The sequence below is a fragment of the Lentzea sp. NPDC005914 genome (genome assembly GCF_040629405.1).
In the GTDB taxonomy this organism is placed as follows: domain Bacteria; phylum Actinomycetota; class Actinomycetes; order Mycobacteriales; family Pseudonocardiaceae; genus Lentzea.
The window spans coordinates 167,221-182,338 of the sequence record NZ_JBEXVQ010000005.1; the positions used below are offsets into that span (position 1 = coordinate 167,221).

The following is a 15,118-nucleotide window of genomic DNA, read 5'->3' on the forward strand; positions in this document are numbered from 1 at the left end:
TCGGGTATGCTCGGTCGGCCGGGCTGGGGCGAGAACCAAGCTACCGCTCGGCCTACCGCCGGGCTAGCGGGATGTCAGGTCTGTGGAGCTTGTGGAAGACCGATGGTCGGCACTCCGACCCTCGCCGTGAAAGCGGGTCGGCAACGGGCGGTGAAGCAGAAAACTTAACCCGCGAGGGTGAATCTCCCAGCTTCAGCTGTGAGGAAGTCAAGGTCCACATGATGCGTCAGCGTCACGGGCGGGGCCGCTACCGTGGCCCCGCCGAACGCCAACATGATCAGACGCAGCTCAGCCCGCGCTACCCAGGTTGACCATCCAGCTGACGCCGAACTTGTCGACGAGGTCGCCGTACTCGTCGCCCCACATCTGCTTCTCCAGCGGCGTACCGATCTTGCCGCCTTCCGCGAGCTTGGCGAAGTACTCCTTGAGCACCTCGTCGTCGCCCGACAGGGAGATCGTGATGGTGTCGCCCGGGTTGAACGGCATGCCGGGCGGCGTGTCGGAGGCCATCAGCGTGTAGCCGGAGCCGGTCTCCAGCTGGGCGTGCATGATCTGGTCGGCCTGCGGCGAGTCCTGCATGCCGAACTCGCCGAAGGTGTTCATCTTCAGCTCGCCGCCGAAGACCGACTGGTAGAACTCCATCGCCTGACGCGCGGAGCCGTCGAAGCGCAGGTACGGGTTGAGGCGAGTTGCCACCGGAATCGCTCCTTCGAAAGAGACGGACCCGAATCCTTGCAAACCCTTGGCGTACCTACAACTTGAACTTACTCCGTTACTCCCGGATCACCCTGAGCGACCTTGCCTGCGTACATGAGTGTGGCCTCGGGGGTGAGCGGGTGGAACGTCCCGGCGCGCACGTCGCGGTAAGCGCGTTCCAGAGGTGAACGCCGGAAGAACGACCGTCCACCGAGGACCTCCATCGCGATGTTCACGACCTCGATCGCCTCGACCACGGCCTGCCGCTTGGCCAGCATCACCGTGATGGTCGACTCGGCGTTGGCCGTGTAGTCGTGGCCGAGCTCCTCGATCGAGCCCATCAGCGACCACCACGCGGTGCGCAGCTTGTAGTCCATCAACCCGATCTGCCGCGCGGCGTTCTTCGAGGTCGACCGCACGGCCACGTCCCGCGCACCCGACGCGATGCCGAAGTACGTCGCCCCGCACACCGGCGCGAAGTGGACCACCGCGGCGAAAAGAGGTGCCCCGAACTCCCCGTACGGCCGTCGTGCCGCGATCTTCTCGGCCGGGATGAACACGTCCTCCAGCACCACGTCGTGGCTGGCCGTGCCGCGCATGCCGAGCGTGTCCCAGGTTTCCTCGATGCGCACGCCCTCGGCGTTCAGAGGTGCGCTGAAGTGCAGGACCTCCTCGCCCAGGACCGCCGACGTCGCCACGACGTTCGCGCGCGGCGACTGGCTGCAGAACGCCTTGCGCCCGTTCACCAGGAACCCGCCGTCGACCTGCGTGGCGGTCGTCGTCGGCCACAGCCAGTCCGAACCGCCGCTCGTCGCGATGACCAGCCCTTCCGCGGCCACGCGCCGCAGCACGCCTTCCGCGTCCGGCGCGCCCTTGCGTCTGCGATAGGCCTGCATCAGCGTCAGATACAGGTGCATCGTGACGGCCAGCGCGGTCGCGCCGTCGTGCCGGGCGAGCTCGGCCTGGGCGTAGCAGACCTGGCGCATGGTGGCGCCGAGGCCGCCCAGTTCCTCGGGTACGGCCAACGCCAGATAGCCCTCCTCGCGCATGGCCTCGTACGCCTCGGACACGAACGTCGCGTCCCGATCGTGTTCGGACGCACGGGATGCCGCGATCGCGCCGATGCGGGCGGCCATGTCCACGAACTTGGCGTCGTCGTCTCTGGTGACGGTCGGGAACGTGCCGGTCACCCGCGGTGTCTCAAGTGTTGTCATAGGACGAAACTAAGAACGCGCAAGCGTCGCAGGTAGTTCTGAAAGTGAACCGGACGGCGGTAACGAAACACCCGCGGTGGCGGAGACTCCCCCTGTGAGGACGTATGCGCAGTACTGCCCGATCGTCCGCGCCGTCGAGGTGCTGGGCGACCGGTGGACGTTGCTGATCGTGCGGGACATGCTCATCGGTGCCTCGCGCTTCAACGAGCTTTCCCGTGGCCTGCCGGGACTCTCACGCGCGTTGCTGTCGAGGCGGCTCAGGCAGCTCGCGAACGCCGGCCTGGTCGTGCGCACCGGTGACGGCTACACGCTGACGCCGGCCGGGCACGCCTTGCGCCCCTTGGTGTTCGGCCTCGCCGACTGGGGCGCCCGGTACGCGTTCGGCGACCCGCGCGCCGACGAGCTCGACCCCGAGGTGCTGATGTGGTGGATGCACGGCCGCATCGACACCGGCACGCTGAGCCGCCGCGCCACCATCGAGATCCGCATCAACGACCGGCGCCGCACGTTCTGGCTCGTCGTCGAACCCGGCGACGCCTCGGTCTGCTACACCGACCCCGGCCTCGAGGTCGACGCCGTGCTCGCGTCCGACATCGCCACGCTCTACCGGATGTGGGAGGGCGAGGTCGAGCTGCTCGACGCCGTGCGCGCGGGCACGATCGAGCTGACCGGTCCGCGCTGGGTGGTGCGCGGTCTGCCGGACTGGCTGAAGCTCAGCCCGGTCGCGGAGTACGTGCGCGCTGCTCGTGCCACGTGAGCTCGTCCAGCCGGCCGCGGATCTCCCGTGCCGCGCGGTCCGCGGACAGCTGCATGGCGAGGTCGGCGTGTTTCAGGGCCTCCTGGTAGAGAGCTTTTGCGAACAGCTCGTTGGCCCGTGCGACGTGCACGGCTGCTAGCGCTTCGGCCTTGTCCTTGAGCAGCGGGTGCTTGCTGAAGATCTTGGGCTCGGCCCGCAGGATCTCGCCGCCGCGCTCCTGCAACAGCGCGGCGAGCGATCGGTGCTGCCCGAGCCGGTCGTGCAGACGAGCCGCCGCCGCGGGGTGGCCGTTGCGCGCGTACCAGTGCGCGGCCGCCTGGTAGTTGACGGTGGCGGACTGCACGGACTCCGCGACGGCGGGCACGATCTGGCCGCCGACGAGGACACCGAGCCTGGTCAGCTCCACGATCGCGGCGGGATCGACGCCCAGTTCCACGCTCAGCGCGCGCCGGACGGGTCCGAGGCGGGCGAACGTGGCGATGAGGTGCCGCGCCGGGGCTGACAACGTTGGCATGACGGTGGTCAGCACGTAGGTCTCGTGGTCCGGCCACCGGTGCGCCAGCGCGGGCCAGCCACGCGTCTCCCGGTAGACCTCCGGCACGACCGCGGCCTCGGGGAGCCGCAGCTGGTCCGGCCCGACCTGCTCGGCGTTCTGCCACTCGAACGGCGTGCGCGTGATCAGCGTGATCTGGTCGCACGGCGTGTGCTTCAGCCACTCTCGCAGCTCGTCGTGCTCGGTGCCGGGCTCGTCCAGGACGACCTGCGGTGCCCACCTGCGCGTCCGGATGAAGTCCGTGGCCGCCTCACCCTCGCACCATCGCGCGGACCACGCCTTACGTCTGACGTTCTCCGTCTTGCCGTAACCAGGCGCCGCCGCCACCACCGTCAACCTCACGTTCCTAGAGAGGAGGCCACACGACGGCGGATATACGCGAACTGGGTGACGCACGAGTGCGGGCAGCCTCCGCCGATCCGGTGACGCGGCCCGCTGACCAGCGCAATCGGGTCGCGGCAAAACTTTTGAAGATTTTCTGGGCGGTGTTGTCGATCCGGTGTGGTGGCCGTTCGACGCATCAGTGGAAGGACACAACAGCCCAGGAGGAACCTGACATGACCGCCACGACCGTCACCGCCGCCACCACGACCCGCAAGTTCGCCGTCGGCCGCTACGCCACGATCGTGACCCGCGTGCTCACCGGCCTGCTGTTCGCCACGACGGGCCTGAACGGGTTCCTGATGTTCATGCCCGCACCGGATCCGAGCACGATGGCGCCGGCCGGTGTGGCGTTCAGCGGCGCCCTCTACGCCACCGGGTACATGCTGCAGCTCGCGTCCGGTGTCCAGCTGCTGTCCGGCGTTCTGTTGCTGGCAGGCCGTTTCGTGCCGCTGGCGCTGGCGCTGCTGGCCCCGATGGTCGTGAACATCTTCCTGTTCCACGTGTTCCTGGAGCCGTCCGGTCTGGGCATGGCGCTGTTCGTCGTCGCCGCCGAGCTCGGGCTGGCGTGGGCCTACCGCGACAAGTTCCGTTCGATGCTGCAGTACCGCTAGACCCCTCAAGCGAAATCCCCCGCGGGCCACGTGCCGGCGGGGGATTTTTCTTTGCGCAGCCGAGGTTTCCGGCCTCCGGATGTCGAAACGGGACGGTCTGGTTCGACGTAGTTGTAGAGGCCGAATCGTTGGAAGGGAACGGAAATGTCCACCACCCGCTGCGCCACCGTCATCACGCGAGTGCTGGTCCGCAGCCGGTTCGCGCCCGCCGTCCTGACCGCGCTCAACGTCCTGCTGGACACCAGCCACCTCGTCACCGCGCTGCTCGTGGCACTGGCCGAGGTCGTCGTGGCGATCGGCGCGCAGCCCCGCAACGACGGCCCCGGCTACCGGGCCACGAAGGCCGCCAGCAACGCCTGCACCTCGTACACGTCGACGCCCTTGCCGAACTGCTTGGAGATCGGCACGTCGCTGCTGGAGACCCAGATCTTGAGCTCCGCGTCCAGGTCGAAGTGACCGGCGGTCTCCACCGAGAACTGCGTGATCGCCTTGTACGGCACCGAGTGGTACTCGACCTTCTTGCCCGTCATGCCCTGCTTGTCGACCAGGATCAGCCGCCGGTCGGTGAACAGGAACGAGTCGCGCACCAGCTGGTACGCCGCGTGGACCTGTTCCCCCTGCGCCAGCAGCCGCCCGAACTCGCTCGCGGCCGCCCTCGGGTCGAGCTTCGACGCGTTCCCCATCATCCCGCTGAGAAGTCCCATACGTCCACGTTTACCAGGCTTGCCGAAGGTTTGGCCGCGCCTTGTCCGTCTCTTGTCCTGCCGCTTCCGTGCGTTACCCGAAAGTGGTTGTCAACAGCCACTCGATCGGGATGAGGATGACGATGCGCAAGCAGCTTGTTGGGGTTACCGCACTGGCCGCCACCGCTCTGCTGGTGACCGGATGTGCCAGCAACGCCGCCGAGGCGCCGAAGCAGGACGCGAAGCCGGCGCCGGCCCAGATCCAGGCGCTGTTCGCCGACTGGAACGAGGCCCTCGCGACGGGTGACCCCCAGAAGGTGGCCGACCGTTACGCTCCGAACGCGGTCCTGCTGCCCACGGTGTCGAACCAGGTGCGCTCCACGCGCGCCGAGATCGTCGACTACTTCGAGCACTTCCTGCAGAGCAAGCCGAGCGGCACGATCCTCGACTCGCACGTCGCGGTGCTCGACGCCGACGACGCGATCGACGCGGGCACGTACCGGTTCGCGCTCACCAAGGACGGCAAGCCGACCACTGTGGACGCCCGCTACACGTTCGTCTACGAGAAGATCGACGGCAAGTGGCTCATCGTGAACCACCACTCGTCGGCTATGCCGGAGACAGTCTGATCCGCACGCACAGCCCGCCACCGGAAGCGGCGTCCAGGCTCACCGAACCGCCGTCGTCGGCGACGAGCTGCTTCACGATCGCGAGGCCGAGCCCGGACCCGCCCTTGCCGGTCAGTCCCTGACCGCGCCAGAACCGGTCGAACGCCCGCGCTCGATCAGCGTCGGCCAGGCCGGGCCCGGAGTCGATGACCTCCAGCAGACCGGGCCGGGTGGTGCGGACGAGGATCGTGCCGCCGTCCGGGGACACCTCCAGCGCGTTGGACAGCACGTTGTCCAGCACCTGCTCGAGGTGCCCCGGCGTGGCGAGCACGCGGATGTCGAACCCTTCGCTGACAAGGGAGATCGAGCGTTCGTCGGCCGCCGCCCGCCACGCGGTGAACCGTTCTCCGACGACGTCCAGCACCTGCACGGGTTCGGGGTGCGCGACGGTCGCCTCGGCCCTGGCCAGTGCGAGCAAACCGTTGACCAGCCGTGACATCCGCACGACCTCGGCGGTCGCCATCTCGACGTCCTCGCGGACGTGCGGGTCGTCGACACCGTCCGCCACGTTGTCCAACGAGAGTCTGAGTGCGGTCAGCGGCGTTCGCAGCTGGTGCGAGGCGTCACCGATGAACGCCCGCTGCGACCCGACCAGCGTGCCGATCGTCTCGGTCGCGGTGTTCAGCGTCCGCGCCAGCGTGCGGGTCTCGGGCGGCCCGGTCTCCTCGGCCCGCGCGGACAGGTCGCCGTCGCGCAGCCGGGTCGCCATCCCGGTCAGTTCTCGCAGCGGCCGGGTGACCCGGCGTGCCAGCCACAGCCCCAGGAACGCCGCCACGATCAGCACCCCGACCGCGAGCAACGCCCGGAAACCCCAGATGTACCAGAGCCGATCGGTGATCGGATCGTCCGGATAGGACAGCCGGATCGCGCCGACGACCGTGCCATCGGGTTTCCTGGCCTGCACGGTGAGCTTCAGGCCCTCGGAGTCCCATTCGTGTCCCGGCGGCACTTCCGGGCCGAGGACGTCGATCTGGCCCGGCGTCTGCCGTTCGTAGGCGTCGACCAGAGCGCTCAACGACCGGGTGTCGCCCGAGGCCAGCAGCAACGCGGCGGTCTCGGCCTCGCGGCGCGCGGTGTTCTCCGCGTCCCCGTACAGCTGGTTGTTCAGCGTGAACGCCACCGGCACGGTGAACGCCGCGACCGCGATCGCGACCAGCAGCACGTAGCTCCAGACGAGCTGGCGGATCACGTGAGCACCAGCCGGAATCCGACGCCGCGCACGGTCTCCAGCGACGCCGCGTCACCGAGCTTGCGCCGCAGCACCCCCACGTGCACGTCCAAAGTCTTGGTGGGCCCGAACCAGTTCTCGTCCCACACCGCCTCCATGATCTGCTCGCGGGTGAACACCGCGCCCGGCTCCTCGGCGAGGAACACCAGCAGGTCGAACTCCTTCGGCGTCAGCTCCACCTCGGCGCCGTCGAGGTGCACCCTGCGCCCGCGCCGGTCGATCCGCAACCGCCCGTGCTCCTGCTCCGGTTCGGCGCGGTTCGGCTGCGCCCGCCTCAGCACCGCGCGCATCCGTGCCACGACCTCCCGCACCCCGAACGGCTTGGTGACGTAGTCGTCGGCCCCGATCTCCAGCCCGACCACCCGGTCGACCTCGTCGGACCGCGCGCTGATCACGATGATCGGCACGTCACCGCGGGCCCGCAGCTCCCGGCACACGTCCAGGCCGTCCATGTCCGGCAGCCCGAGGTCGACCAGCACGATGGCCGCCTCGTCGGTGTCGGCCAGCGCCTCGGCCCCGGTGCGCACCCACCGCACCTCGAACCCGTAGCGGGACAGCCCGCGTGTGAGCGATTCCGCGATCGGCTCGTCGTCCTCCACCAGCAGCACCCGCATGGGCGCTGATCATTCCACTGAACGCGCCAGGGCGTTCCTCAGCCGGATGCCGCTCCACCCGAGCGAGCTCCCGGTCACCGCGTCCCAGAACGGCCACAGCCCCGGCAGCACCCGCAACGAGATCCCGGCTTCCTCGTGCAGCGCGAACAGGTCACCGACCCGTTCGGCCGGCCCGAGCGGCACCACCGGTTCGACAGCGACCACCGCCGAGTCCCCGAACGGCCGGAACGCGCTGGCGGGCAGCCGATACGCGTACAACGAAACAGTTCGCATCCGGTCCAGCCACCCGTACTCGACCGCGTGCACCCGCTCGCCGCACCCCGGCCCGATGATCCGTTCCCGATCAGCTTCCGACGAACCCGCTGTCACCCACGCCATCGCCCGCGGACACTGCCGCGGAAACCAGTAGGCGGGGGAGAGCGCGTGGTCGACCGCCCACACGTACTTCTCGGGCTGCTGAGCGGTGGCCGCCCGATGCGGCACGAACCGGGTGATCGAGGGATCTTCGGAAAAGTGCAGTACCTGACCGGGTTCGGGCCGCATGTGGTCATACTGGCCCGCATGCGGAGGCTGACGCTCGCGGTTTTGCTGGTCCTCACCGGCTGCTCCTCAGGCGACGGGAAGGGAGCCGGGTTCACCGCCGTCGACCTCACGGCCACCCCGGAAGCCCTCGCCACCCACGGCGACATGCTCGTGATCGGCACTCGTCCCAGTGATCACCCGGAACTGGTCACCCGCAGCAAAGACGGCGCCCTGAGCAACGTGCGGCTCACCCCCGCCACGCCGTACGGCAAGGAAGCCCACTGGTACGGGATCACCTCCGACGGCGTGACGATCACCGGCGTCGGCGGCGAACGCGGTGGCGCGCACGGCAACGTCCGGTGGAGCGCCTGGACCGGCGACACCCGCCAGATCGTCGAGAAACCGCAGGCGTTCAGCACGTTCGGCGGCTACGGCGCCGGCGAGTTGATCGGCGTCGCCCGCACGCCGCAGGGCCCGCTGATCATCGGCACGTGGCAGAGCGACAAGGCGGGCCTGGACATCGCGGTGTGGACCTACGCCGCGGACACCTGGAGCCGTCAGCCCTCGGCGGGCACGGTCCTGGAGAGCTCGCAGGAGCTCTTGCGGTTCCCGCTGGCCGTGACCCAGAACGGCGAGGGCGTCCTCGTCACCGGCTGGCAGACCGGCAAGGGCACCGTCGGCGCCGCGGTCTGGCAGTTCGACGGCAAGACCTGGACCACCGCGACCCTCCCGGACGGCGACGCCGCGCTGGCCGCCCGCTGCTGGGACGGCACCTGCCACGTCGTCGGCCGCAGCAAGGGCAAGCTCGCCTGGTGGTCCGGCCCGGACTGGAAGAAGCTGACCACACCGGACATCCCGGTCGGCGACGACCAGAACCTCGCCGCGCCCGTGCTCGTCAACGGTGTCCCGACGCTGTTCATCGACCACGGCGGCGTCAAGCTCGTGTCCGAAAAGGACGAACGCCCGGCGGACGGCCCGAGCGGTGAGGTCACCGCGGTGGAGAAGGTGGGCGACCAGGTGTTCGTGATCGCCGGCGGACGGCTCTGGCGCCTCACCTGAGCAAGGCCCGCAACGTTTCCAGGCCGTCCAGCACGGTTTTGCGCTCCGCCGGAGTGGCGGCGTCCAGTGCCCGGGTCAACCGCCCGTAGGGACCTTCCGAGATCTCCCGCGTGTATCCCTGCACCGGTGCGGTCACCTGCACCCGTGTGTAGCGGCGGTCGGACGGGTCGACCTCCCGCGTCACCAGCCCGCGCGCCTGCAGCCGGTCCACGATCCCGGACGTCGTGGAGTGCGACAGGCTCAACCGCCGCGCCAGTTCCGTCACCGTCGCCGTTCCCTCGACCACCAGCGACCGGATCACGCTGATCTGCGGCGCCGTCAGCCCGCTGCGGGCCTGGTCGCCGGTCGGTTCCATGGACGTCGTCAGCAACTCCTGCCGCAACGCGCGCAAATGCGACATCACGGATTCCGCGTCCTGAAAGGCATCGACCATGGCGCGGAGTCTAGGTCCAGAGGTACGTTGAACGCGACGCGTCGCATACGACGGATCTAGGGGGATCAATGATCAAGCGCGTGACCACACCGGCGGGCGACCCGGCCTGGCTCGTCACCGACTACGACCTGGTCAAGACCCTGCTGGCGGACCGCAGGCTCGGCCGCGCCCACCCGGACCCGGACAACGCGCCGAAGTTCTCCGACTCGGTGCTGCTCGGCAAACCGCACAAGGCCACCGAAGAGGAGGAGAACGAGCGCCACACCTGGATGCGCAGGATGCTCGCGCCGTCGTTCTCCGCCAGGAACATGGAGCAGTTGCGCCCCGGCGTGCGGCACCTGGTCGACACCCTCTTGGACGAGCTCGTCGAGCAGCCACAACCCGCCGACTTCCACGAGGCGGTGTCGTTCAAGCTGCCCGTCCTGGTGATCTGCGAACTGCTCGGCGTCCCCTATGAGGACCGCGAAACGTTCCGGCGCTGGTCAGAGGCAATGAGCACGCTGAACGACCCGCGGAAATCCCAGGACGGCTTCACGAACATGTGGACTTACATGGGCGAACTGGTCGAACGGAAGAAAAAGGAACCGGGCGACGACGTCATCTCCCGTCTCATCGAAGGCACGCCACCGGGTCAGGAAGAAGTGATCGCGCAGCTCAGCGCCGGTTTGTTGTTCGCGGGTCACGAGACAACGGTCGCGGTGATCGACCGGGGCGTCATGTTGCTGAGCCTCAACCCCGACCAATGGGACGCACTCAGCAAAAACCCCAGCACCATCCCGGACGCCGTCGAAGAGATCCTCCGGCACCCGTCACCGATCTCCACGCGCTCGGAAGACTCCGGCATGCCCCGGTACGCCATGTCCGATATCGGTATCGACGGCGTCCACATCCCGTCCGGCGACCTCGTCCTGCTCGGCGTCCTCCAGGCCAACCGTGACGAAACCCGCTTCCCCAGCCCGGAAACGTTCACGCCCCGCGAGACGAACCCGCACCTGACGTTCGGCCACGGCCCGAGGTTCTGCATCGGCGCGCCGCTCGCCAGGGTGGAGCTGACCGAGGTCTTCACCGCCGTCGTAACGCGATTTGAGACATTCGGGCTAGCGGTCGACGTGTCGCAGCTCACCCCCAGGAAGGAGTTGCTCGTGGGCGGGGTGGCCCAGCTCCCCGTGCGCTGGACGGTCGCCTGACCTGGTCCGCGTCGATGCAGTAACCGTGCACGCTCAAAGCGCTCCCCAGCGTCACGGCCGGGTTCCGATCACATTGCGCTGCTTGTCCCACATCTAACGGTCATTGCATTCACCCGGATGCGGCATGTCCATCCGGGACGCGACAGAACTTCACGGTGAATTACAGCGATCCGGCCGCACAATGGTCACGCTTGGACACACAATCGCCGAGAGTCAACTGTTGATGTGGCTGCTGGGCAGTCTTTTTGCCACGCATGGGTGACTATGGCCCGGTCAGTGGGCCCCCGCGTAATGGTGGGGGTGGGCGGCGGTCCGCCAGATCGGCGGTTAATCTCTTGCAACTCGTCCACTGCAATCCAGTGTGCCGACGTCGCAACCACCGGGGAGAGGACTGAACACGGGTGGCCGGATTTCTGTTGCGGCGGTTGGTCAACTACGTGGTGCTCGCCCTCGTGGCGACGTTCCTCGCGTTCACGTTGGCCTCCGCCACTTTTGACCCGATCGGGGTGCTGCAACAACGCAACCCACCGCCACCGGCGGCCTCGATCGAGGCCAAGAAACGAGAGCTGCACCTCGACCAGCCGATCCCGCAGCGGTTCGTGACCTGGATGAGCGGAGTGGTGCGGGGTGACTTCGGCCAGACCATCGCCGACCGCCCGATCACCGACGAGCTCGGCAGGCGCATCGGCGTGAGCCTGAGGCTGTTCCTGATCGGCATCACGCTCGGCATCCTGTTCGGCGTGCTGCTCGGCGTGGTGAGCGCGATCAGGCAGTACAAGTTCAGCGACTACTTCGCCACCGTCTTCAGCTTCATACTCCTGTCGACGCCGGTCCTCGTGCTCGGCCCGCTGCTCAAGATCGGCGCGCAGAGCCTCAACAACGCGATCGGCACCAACGTGCTGATCTTCGTCGGTGAGACCACGCCGGGCTTCCAGGGCACCTGGCTCGAGCAGCTCGGCGACCGGATGCAGCACCTGATCCTGCCGACGCTCGCGATCGCGCTCGGCCAGATCGCCTTCTACAGCCGCTACCAGCGCTCGTCGATGCTCGACGTGCTGGGCAGCGACTTCCTGCGCACCGCCCAGGCCAAGGGCCTCACCCGCCGCAAGGCGTTGTTCAAGCACGGCCTGCGCACCGCGCTGATCCCCATGGCGACCCTGTTCGCGTTCGGGTTCGGCCTGCTCGTCGTCGGTGGCACGTTCACGGAGAAGATCTTCACCTGGTACGGCATGGGTGACTGGCTGGTCGTCGGCATCGGGTCGCAGGACGCGAACATCACCGCCACGGTGACGCTCTTCGTCGCGGTGTGCGTGCTGTTCTCCGGCTGGCTCGCCGACGTGCTGTACGCCGCGCTCGACCCCCGAATCCGTGTGAACTAGGCAAGGTGACGACGACGTGACCGTGATCCTCAACGAGGGCGACTCCGCGGGAACCACCGGCGCCGCCTCGGGCAGCCCCGTCGACGCGGCGCCCGAACCCGAGAAGGCGATGACGCGCGGCAGGCTCGTGTTCATCCGCTTCCTGCGCAACAAGCTGGCTCTGGTCGGCCTGGTGGTCATCATCGGGATGTACGTGATGGCGTTCGTCGGCCCGCTTCTGTCGAAGTGGACCTACGACACGCAGGACTACTCGGCGTTCCTCGAACCGCCCTACTCCGAGCACATCTTCGGCACCGACAAGATCGGTACCGACATGTTCGCGCTGACCATGCGCGGACTGCAGAAGTCACTGCTCATCGGCTTGCTGGTGGCGCTGATCTCGACCACCGTGGCCGCCGTCGTCGGCGCGACCGCCGGGTACTTCCTGGGGCTGGCCGACAAGGCGCTCATGTGGGTGGTCGACCTGCTGCTCGTGTTGCCGTCCTTCCTGATCATCGCCATCCTCAGCCCGTGGTTCCGGGGCAAGTCGTGGTGGCTGCTGGTGCTCATGCTGGCGGCGTTCCAGTGGATGATCACCGCGCGCATCGTGCGCGGTATGACGCTGACGCTGAAAGAACGCGAGTTCGTCAAGGCGGCCAAGTTCATGGGCCAGCCGGCGGGCACGATCATCCGCAAGCACATCGTGCCCAACATGGCGTCGCTGCTGATCATCGACGCGACCATCAACGTCGGTTCCGCCGTGCTGGCCGAGACCGGCCTGAGCTTCTTCGGGTTCGGCGTGCAGTCGCCCGACGTCTCACTCGGCACGCTGATCGGCGGCAACGCCGAGTCCGCGACGACCTTCCCGTGGCTGTTCCTGTTCCCGGCGGGCTTCCTCGTCGTGTTCGTGCTGGCGGTGAACTGGGTCGGCGACGGTCTGCGTGACGCGCTCGACCCCACCTCCACGCGTGTGCGCAAGCGGGAGAAGAAGGACACCAAGGAGAAGGCCGCCTGATGACCAGTTCGGAGATCCTGTTCGACACGCCGGCGGACCCGGCCGTCGAAGGGCCGGTTCTGCAGGTCGAAGACCTCCACGTGTCCTTCCCCAGCGAGGCCGGCCGCGTGCAGGCCGTGCGCGGGCTGACCTACCAGGTCTCGCCCGGTGAGGTCCTCGGCATCGTCGGCGAGTCCGGTTCCGGCAAGTCCGTGTCGTCGCTCGCGGTCATGGGACTGCTGCCCGAGTCGGCGCGCATCACCGGTTCCATCAAGTTCCAGGGCCGTGAGCTCATCGGCCGCACCGACACGGAGCTGTCCAAGATCCGCGGCCGGCGCATCTCGATGGTGTTCCAGGACCCGCTGTCCGCGCTGACGCCCGTCTACACCGTCGGCGACCAGATCGCCGAGGCGATCCTGGTGCACCGCGGTGGCGCCGTGTCCAAGTCGGCCGCCGCCAAGCGCGCGGTCGAACTGCTCGACCTCGTCGGCATCCCGAACGCCGCCGAACGCGCCAAGGCGTTCCCGCACGAGTTCTCCGGCGGCATGCGGCAGCGCGCGGTGATCGCCATGGCGATCGCCAACGACCCGGACCTGATCATCGCCGACGAGCCGACCACCGCGCTCGACGTGACGGTGCAGGCCCAGGTGCTGCAGCTGCTCGAGACCGCGCAGGAGGTCACCGGCGCGGGCATCGTGATCATCACCCACGACCTCGGCGTCGTCGCCGGGTTCGCGGACCGGCTGATGGTCATGTACGCGGGCAGGGCCGTCGAGACCGGCAAGGTCGAGGAGATCTACACCCAGCCCCGCATGCCGTACACGCTCGGCCTGCTCGGCTCGATCCCGCGCCTGGACGTCGGCGAGAAGCAGGCGCTCGTCCCGATCACCGGCCAGCCGCCATCGCTCACGGACCTTCCCCCAGGATGTCCGTTCGCGCCGCGCTGCCCGATGGTCGTCGACGCCTGCCACACCGCGGAGCCGCCGCTGATCGACGTGGACGGCTCGCCCGAGCACCGCGCCGCGTGCATCAGGACCGGCGAGATCGCCGCGACCGACGCCGAGGGCGCGGAGGCGGCCGCGGAGATCTTCGGCGCCGAGGTCGTCGAGGAGGCCGAGATCGCCAAGGTGCCGCGCGAGCAGCGCGACACCGTGCTGGAGCTCGACCACCTGGTCAAGGAGTACCCGGTCAACAAGGGCGTGGTGTTCAAGCGCCGCGTCGGGACCGTGCACGCCGTCGCGGGCATCACGTTCGACATCCGCGAGGGCGAGACCCTCGGCCTGGTCGGCGAGTCGGGCTGCGGCAAGACCACCACGCTCATGGAGATCCTCGGCCTCGAGAAGCCCATGGGCGGCGAGATCTCTGTGCTCGGCACGAACGTGTCCTCTTTGGACTCCAAGCGCCGCAAGGCGATCCGGCGGGACATGTCGGTCGTCTTCCAGGACCCGATGGCCTCGCTCGACCCGCGCCTGACGATCAACGACGTCATCGCCGAGCCGATGCAGGTGCACGGCTACGCCAAGGACGAGATCAACCGGCGCGTGCCGGAGCTGATGCGCCTCGTCGGGCTGCGTCCCGAGCAGCTGTCGCGGTATCCGGGCGAGTTCTCCGGCGGTCAGCGGCAGCGCATCGGCATCGCGCGGGCGCTCGCGCTGGAACCGAAGCTCGTCGTGCTCGACGAGCCGGTGTCCGCTTTGGACGTGTCGATCCAGGCAGGTGTCATCAACCTGCTGGAGGAGCTGAAGTCCAAGCTCGGCCTGGCCTACCTGTTCGTGGCCCACGACCTGTCCGTCGTGCGGCACATCGCGGACCGGGTGGCCGTCATGTACCTCGGGAAGATCATCGAGATCGGCGAGGTGAACGCGGTGTTCGACGCGCCGCGCCACCCGTACACGCAGGCACTGCTGTCGGCGATCCCGATTCCCGACCCCGTCAAGGAACGCCAGCGGGAGAGGATCATCCTCACCGGCGACCTGCCGAGCCCGGCGAACCCGCCGTCCGGCTGCCGGTTCCGCACCCGATGCTTCCTGCACGCCTCGCTGCCGCCCGAGCAGCAGCGCACGTGCATCGAGCTGGAACCACCGCGCGAAGAGCAGGCCCCCGACCACGAGGCCGCCTGCCACTTCGCCCAGATCCGTCAGGTCCTCTGATGCATCC

At 68.3% G+C, this 15,118-nt stretch carries 16 protein-coding genes; 8 read left to right on the forward strand and 8 right to left on the reverse strand.

Translation table 11 applies throughout. The annotated features are described in order from the left end of the window. Positions 1-288: 288 nt before the first annotated feature. Both ABZ345_RS09445 and ABZ345_RS09450 read right to left on the reverse strand, forming a co-directional pair. Positions 289-696: a VOC family protein gene (locus tag ABZ345_RS09445; protein ID WP_359844724.1), complete on the reverse strand. Its 408-nt coding sequence runs from the start codon at positions 694-696 to the stop codon at positions 289-291. Between the two features lie 68 nt (positions 697-764). Continuing rightward, positions 765-1,910, reverse strand: a complete 1,146-nt coding sequence (locus ABZ345_RS09450) for an acyl-CoA dehydrogenase family protein (protein ID WP_359844726.1) — start codon at positions 1,908-1,910, stop codon at positions 765-767. 94 nt (positions 1,911-2,004) lie between these two features. Between ABZ345_RS09450 and ABZ345_RS09455 the strand changes: the two genes are divergently transcribed. Next, positions 2,005-2,667, forward strand: coding sequence for a helix-turn-helix domain-containing protein (locus tag ABZ345_RS09455; RefSeq protein WP_359844728.1), 663 nt, complete (start codon positions 2,005-2,007; stop codon positions 2,665-2,667). Here the strand turns inward: ABZ345_RS09455 and ABZ345_RS09460 are convergent. Next, on the reverse strand, positions 2,624-3,562 hold the full coding sequence (locus ABZ345_RS09460) for a hypothetical protein (protein WP_359844730.1): 939 nt from the start codon (positions 3,560-3,562) through the stop codon (positions 2,624-2,626). The genes ABZ345_RS09455 and ABZ345_RS09460 overlap by 44 nt on opposite strands. A 215-nt stretch (positions 3,563-3,777) precedes the next feature. Between ABZ345_RS09460 and ABZ345_RS09465 the strand changes: the two genes are divergently transcribed. Next, positions 3,778-4,215, forward strand: a complete 438-nt coding sequence (locus tag ABZ345_RS09465; protein WP_359844732.1) for a hypothetical protein — start codon at positions 3,778-3,780, stop codon at positions 4,213-4,215. Between the two features lie 326 nt (positions 4,216-4,541). Here ABZ345_RS09465 and ABZ345_RS09470 read toward each other — a convergent pair whose 3' ends face one another. Beyond that, positions 4,542-4,919 (reverse strand): PH domain-containing protein, encoded by a 378-nt coding sequence (locus ABZ345_RS09470; RefSeq protein WP_112271601.1) that lies wholly within the window; start codon positions 4,917-4,919, stop codon positions 4,542-4,544. A 122-nt stretch (positions 4,920-5,041) separates the two neighbouring features. On the opposite strand from ABZ345_RS09470, the gene ABZ345_RS09475 reads away from it, so the two are divergent. Then, positions 5,042-5,527 carry an SgcJ/EcaC family oxidoreductase gene (locus tag ABZ345_RS09475; RefSeq protein WP_359844734.1) on the forward strand — a complete coding sequence of 162 codons (486 nt, stop codon included), beginning with the start codon at positions 5,042-5,044 and terminating at the stop codon, positions 5,525-5,527. On the opposite strand, the gene ABZ345_RS09480 is transcribed toward ABZ345_RS09475, so the two are convergent. From ABZ345_RS09480 to ABZ345_RS09490, 3 genes are read right to left on the reverse strand one after another with little or no spacing between them, the layout of a single operon-like run. After that, positions 5,508-6,755: a HAMP domain-containing sensor histidine kinase gene (locus ABZ345_RS09480; protein WP_359844736.1), complete on the reverse strand. Its 1,248-nt coding sequence runs from the start codon at positions 6,753-6,755 to the stop codon at positions 5,508-5,510. The two genes, ABZ345_RS09475 and ABZ345_RS09480, sit on opposite strands and share 20 nt — an antisense overlap. Beyond that, the gene (locus tag ABZ345_RS09485; RefSeq protein ID WP_359844738.1) at positions 6,752-7,408 is read right to left on the reverse strand and encodes a response regulator transcription factor; all 657 of its coding nucleotides are present in this window, start codon (positions 7,406-7,408) and stop codon (positions 6,752-6,754) included. The genes ABZ345_RS09480 and ABZ345_RS09485 overlap by 4 nt, the downstream gene beginning before the upstream one ends. 9 nt (positions 7,409-7,417) lie before the next feature. Further along, a complete protein-coding gene (locus tag ABZ345_RS09490) occupies positions 7,418-7,951 on the reverse strand; it encodes a DUF6886 family protein (protein ID WP_359844739.1) in 534 nt (177 codons plus the stop codon). Between the two features lie 18 nt (positions 7,952-7,969). Here ABZ345_RS09490 and ABZ345_RS09495 point away from each other — a divergent pair, with 18 nt between their 5' ends. Further along, complete coding sequence (locus ABZ345_RS09495) at positions 7,970-8,989, forward strand: hypothetical protein (protein ID WP_359844741.1); 1,020 nt, start codon at positions 7,970-7,972, stop codon at positions 8,987-8,989. Here the strand turns inward: ABZ345_RS09495 and ABZ345_RS09500 are convergent. Beyond that, positions 8,982-9,422, reverse strand: a complete 441-nt coding sequence (locus ABZ345_RS09500) for a MarR family transcriptional regulator (protein WP_359844743.1) — start codon at positions 9,420-9,422, stop codon at positions 8,982-8,984. The two genes, ABZ345_RS09495 and ABZ345_RS09500, sit on opposite strands and share 8 nt — an antisense overlap. Positions 9,423-9,490: 68 nt before the next feature. Between ABZ345_RS09500 and ABZ345_RS09505 the strand changes: the two genes are divergently transcribed. The 4 genes from ABZ345_RS09505 (at position 9,491) to ABZ345_RS09520 (ending at position 15,111) form a co-directional block, all read left to right on the forward strand. After that, positions 9,491-10,609 (forward strand): cytochrome P450, encoded by a 1,119-nt coding sequence (locus tag ABZ345_RS09505; protein WP_359844745.1) that lies wholly within the window; start codon positions 9,491-9,493, stop codon positions 10,607-10,609. 401 nt (positions 10,610-11,010) lie between these two features. Beyond that, entirely contained in the window at positions 11,011-11,988 is a 978-nt protein-coding gene (locus ABZ345_RS09510; RefSeq protein ID WP_359844747.1) for an ABC transporter permease, read from the forward strand. 16 nt (positions 11,989-12,004) lie between these two features. Continuing rightward, positions 12,005-12,982: an ABC transporter permease gene (locus ABZ345_RS09515; RefSeq protein ID WP_359844749.1), complete on the forward strand. Its 978-nt coding sequence runs from the start codon at positions 12,005-12,007 to the stop codon at positions 12,980-12,982. After that, positions 12,982-15,111: an ABC transporter ATP-binding protein gene (locus tag ABZ345_RS09520; RefSeq protein WP_359844751.1), complete on the forward strand. Its 2,130-nt coding sequence runs from the start codon at positions 12,982-12,984 to the stop codon at positions 15,109-15,111. Before ABZ345_RS09515 ends, ABZ345_RS09520 begins: the two co-directional genes overlap by 1 nt. Positions 15,112-15,118: the final 7 nt, after the last annotated feature.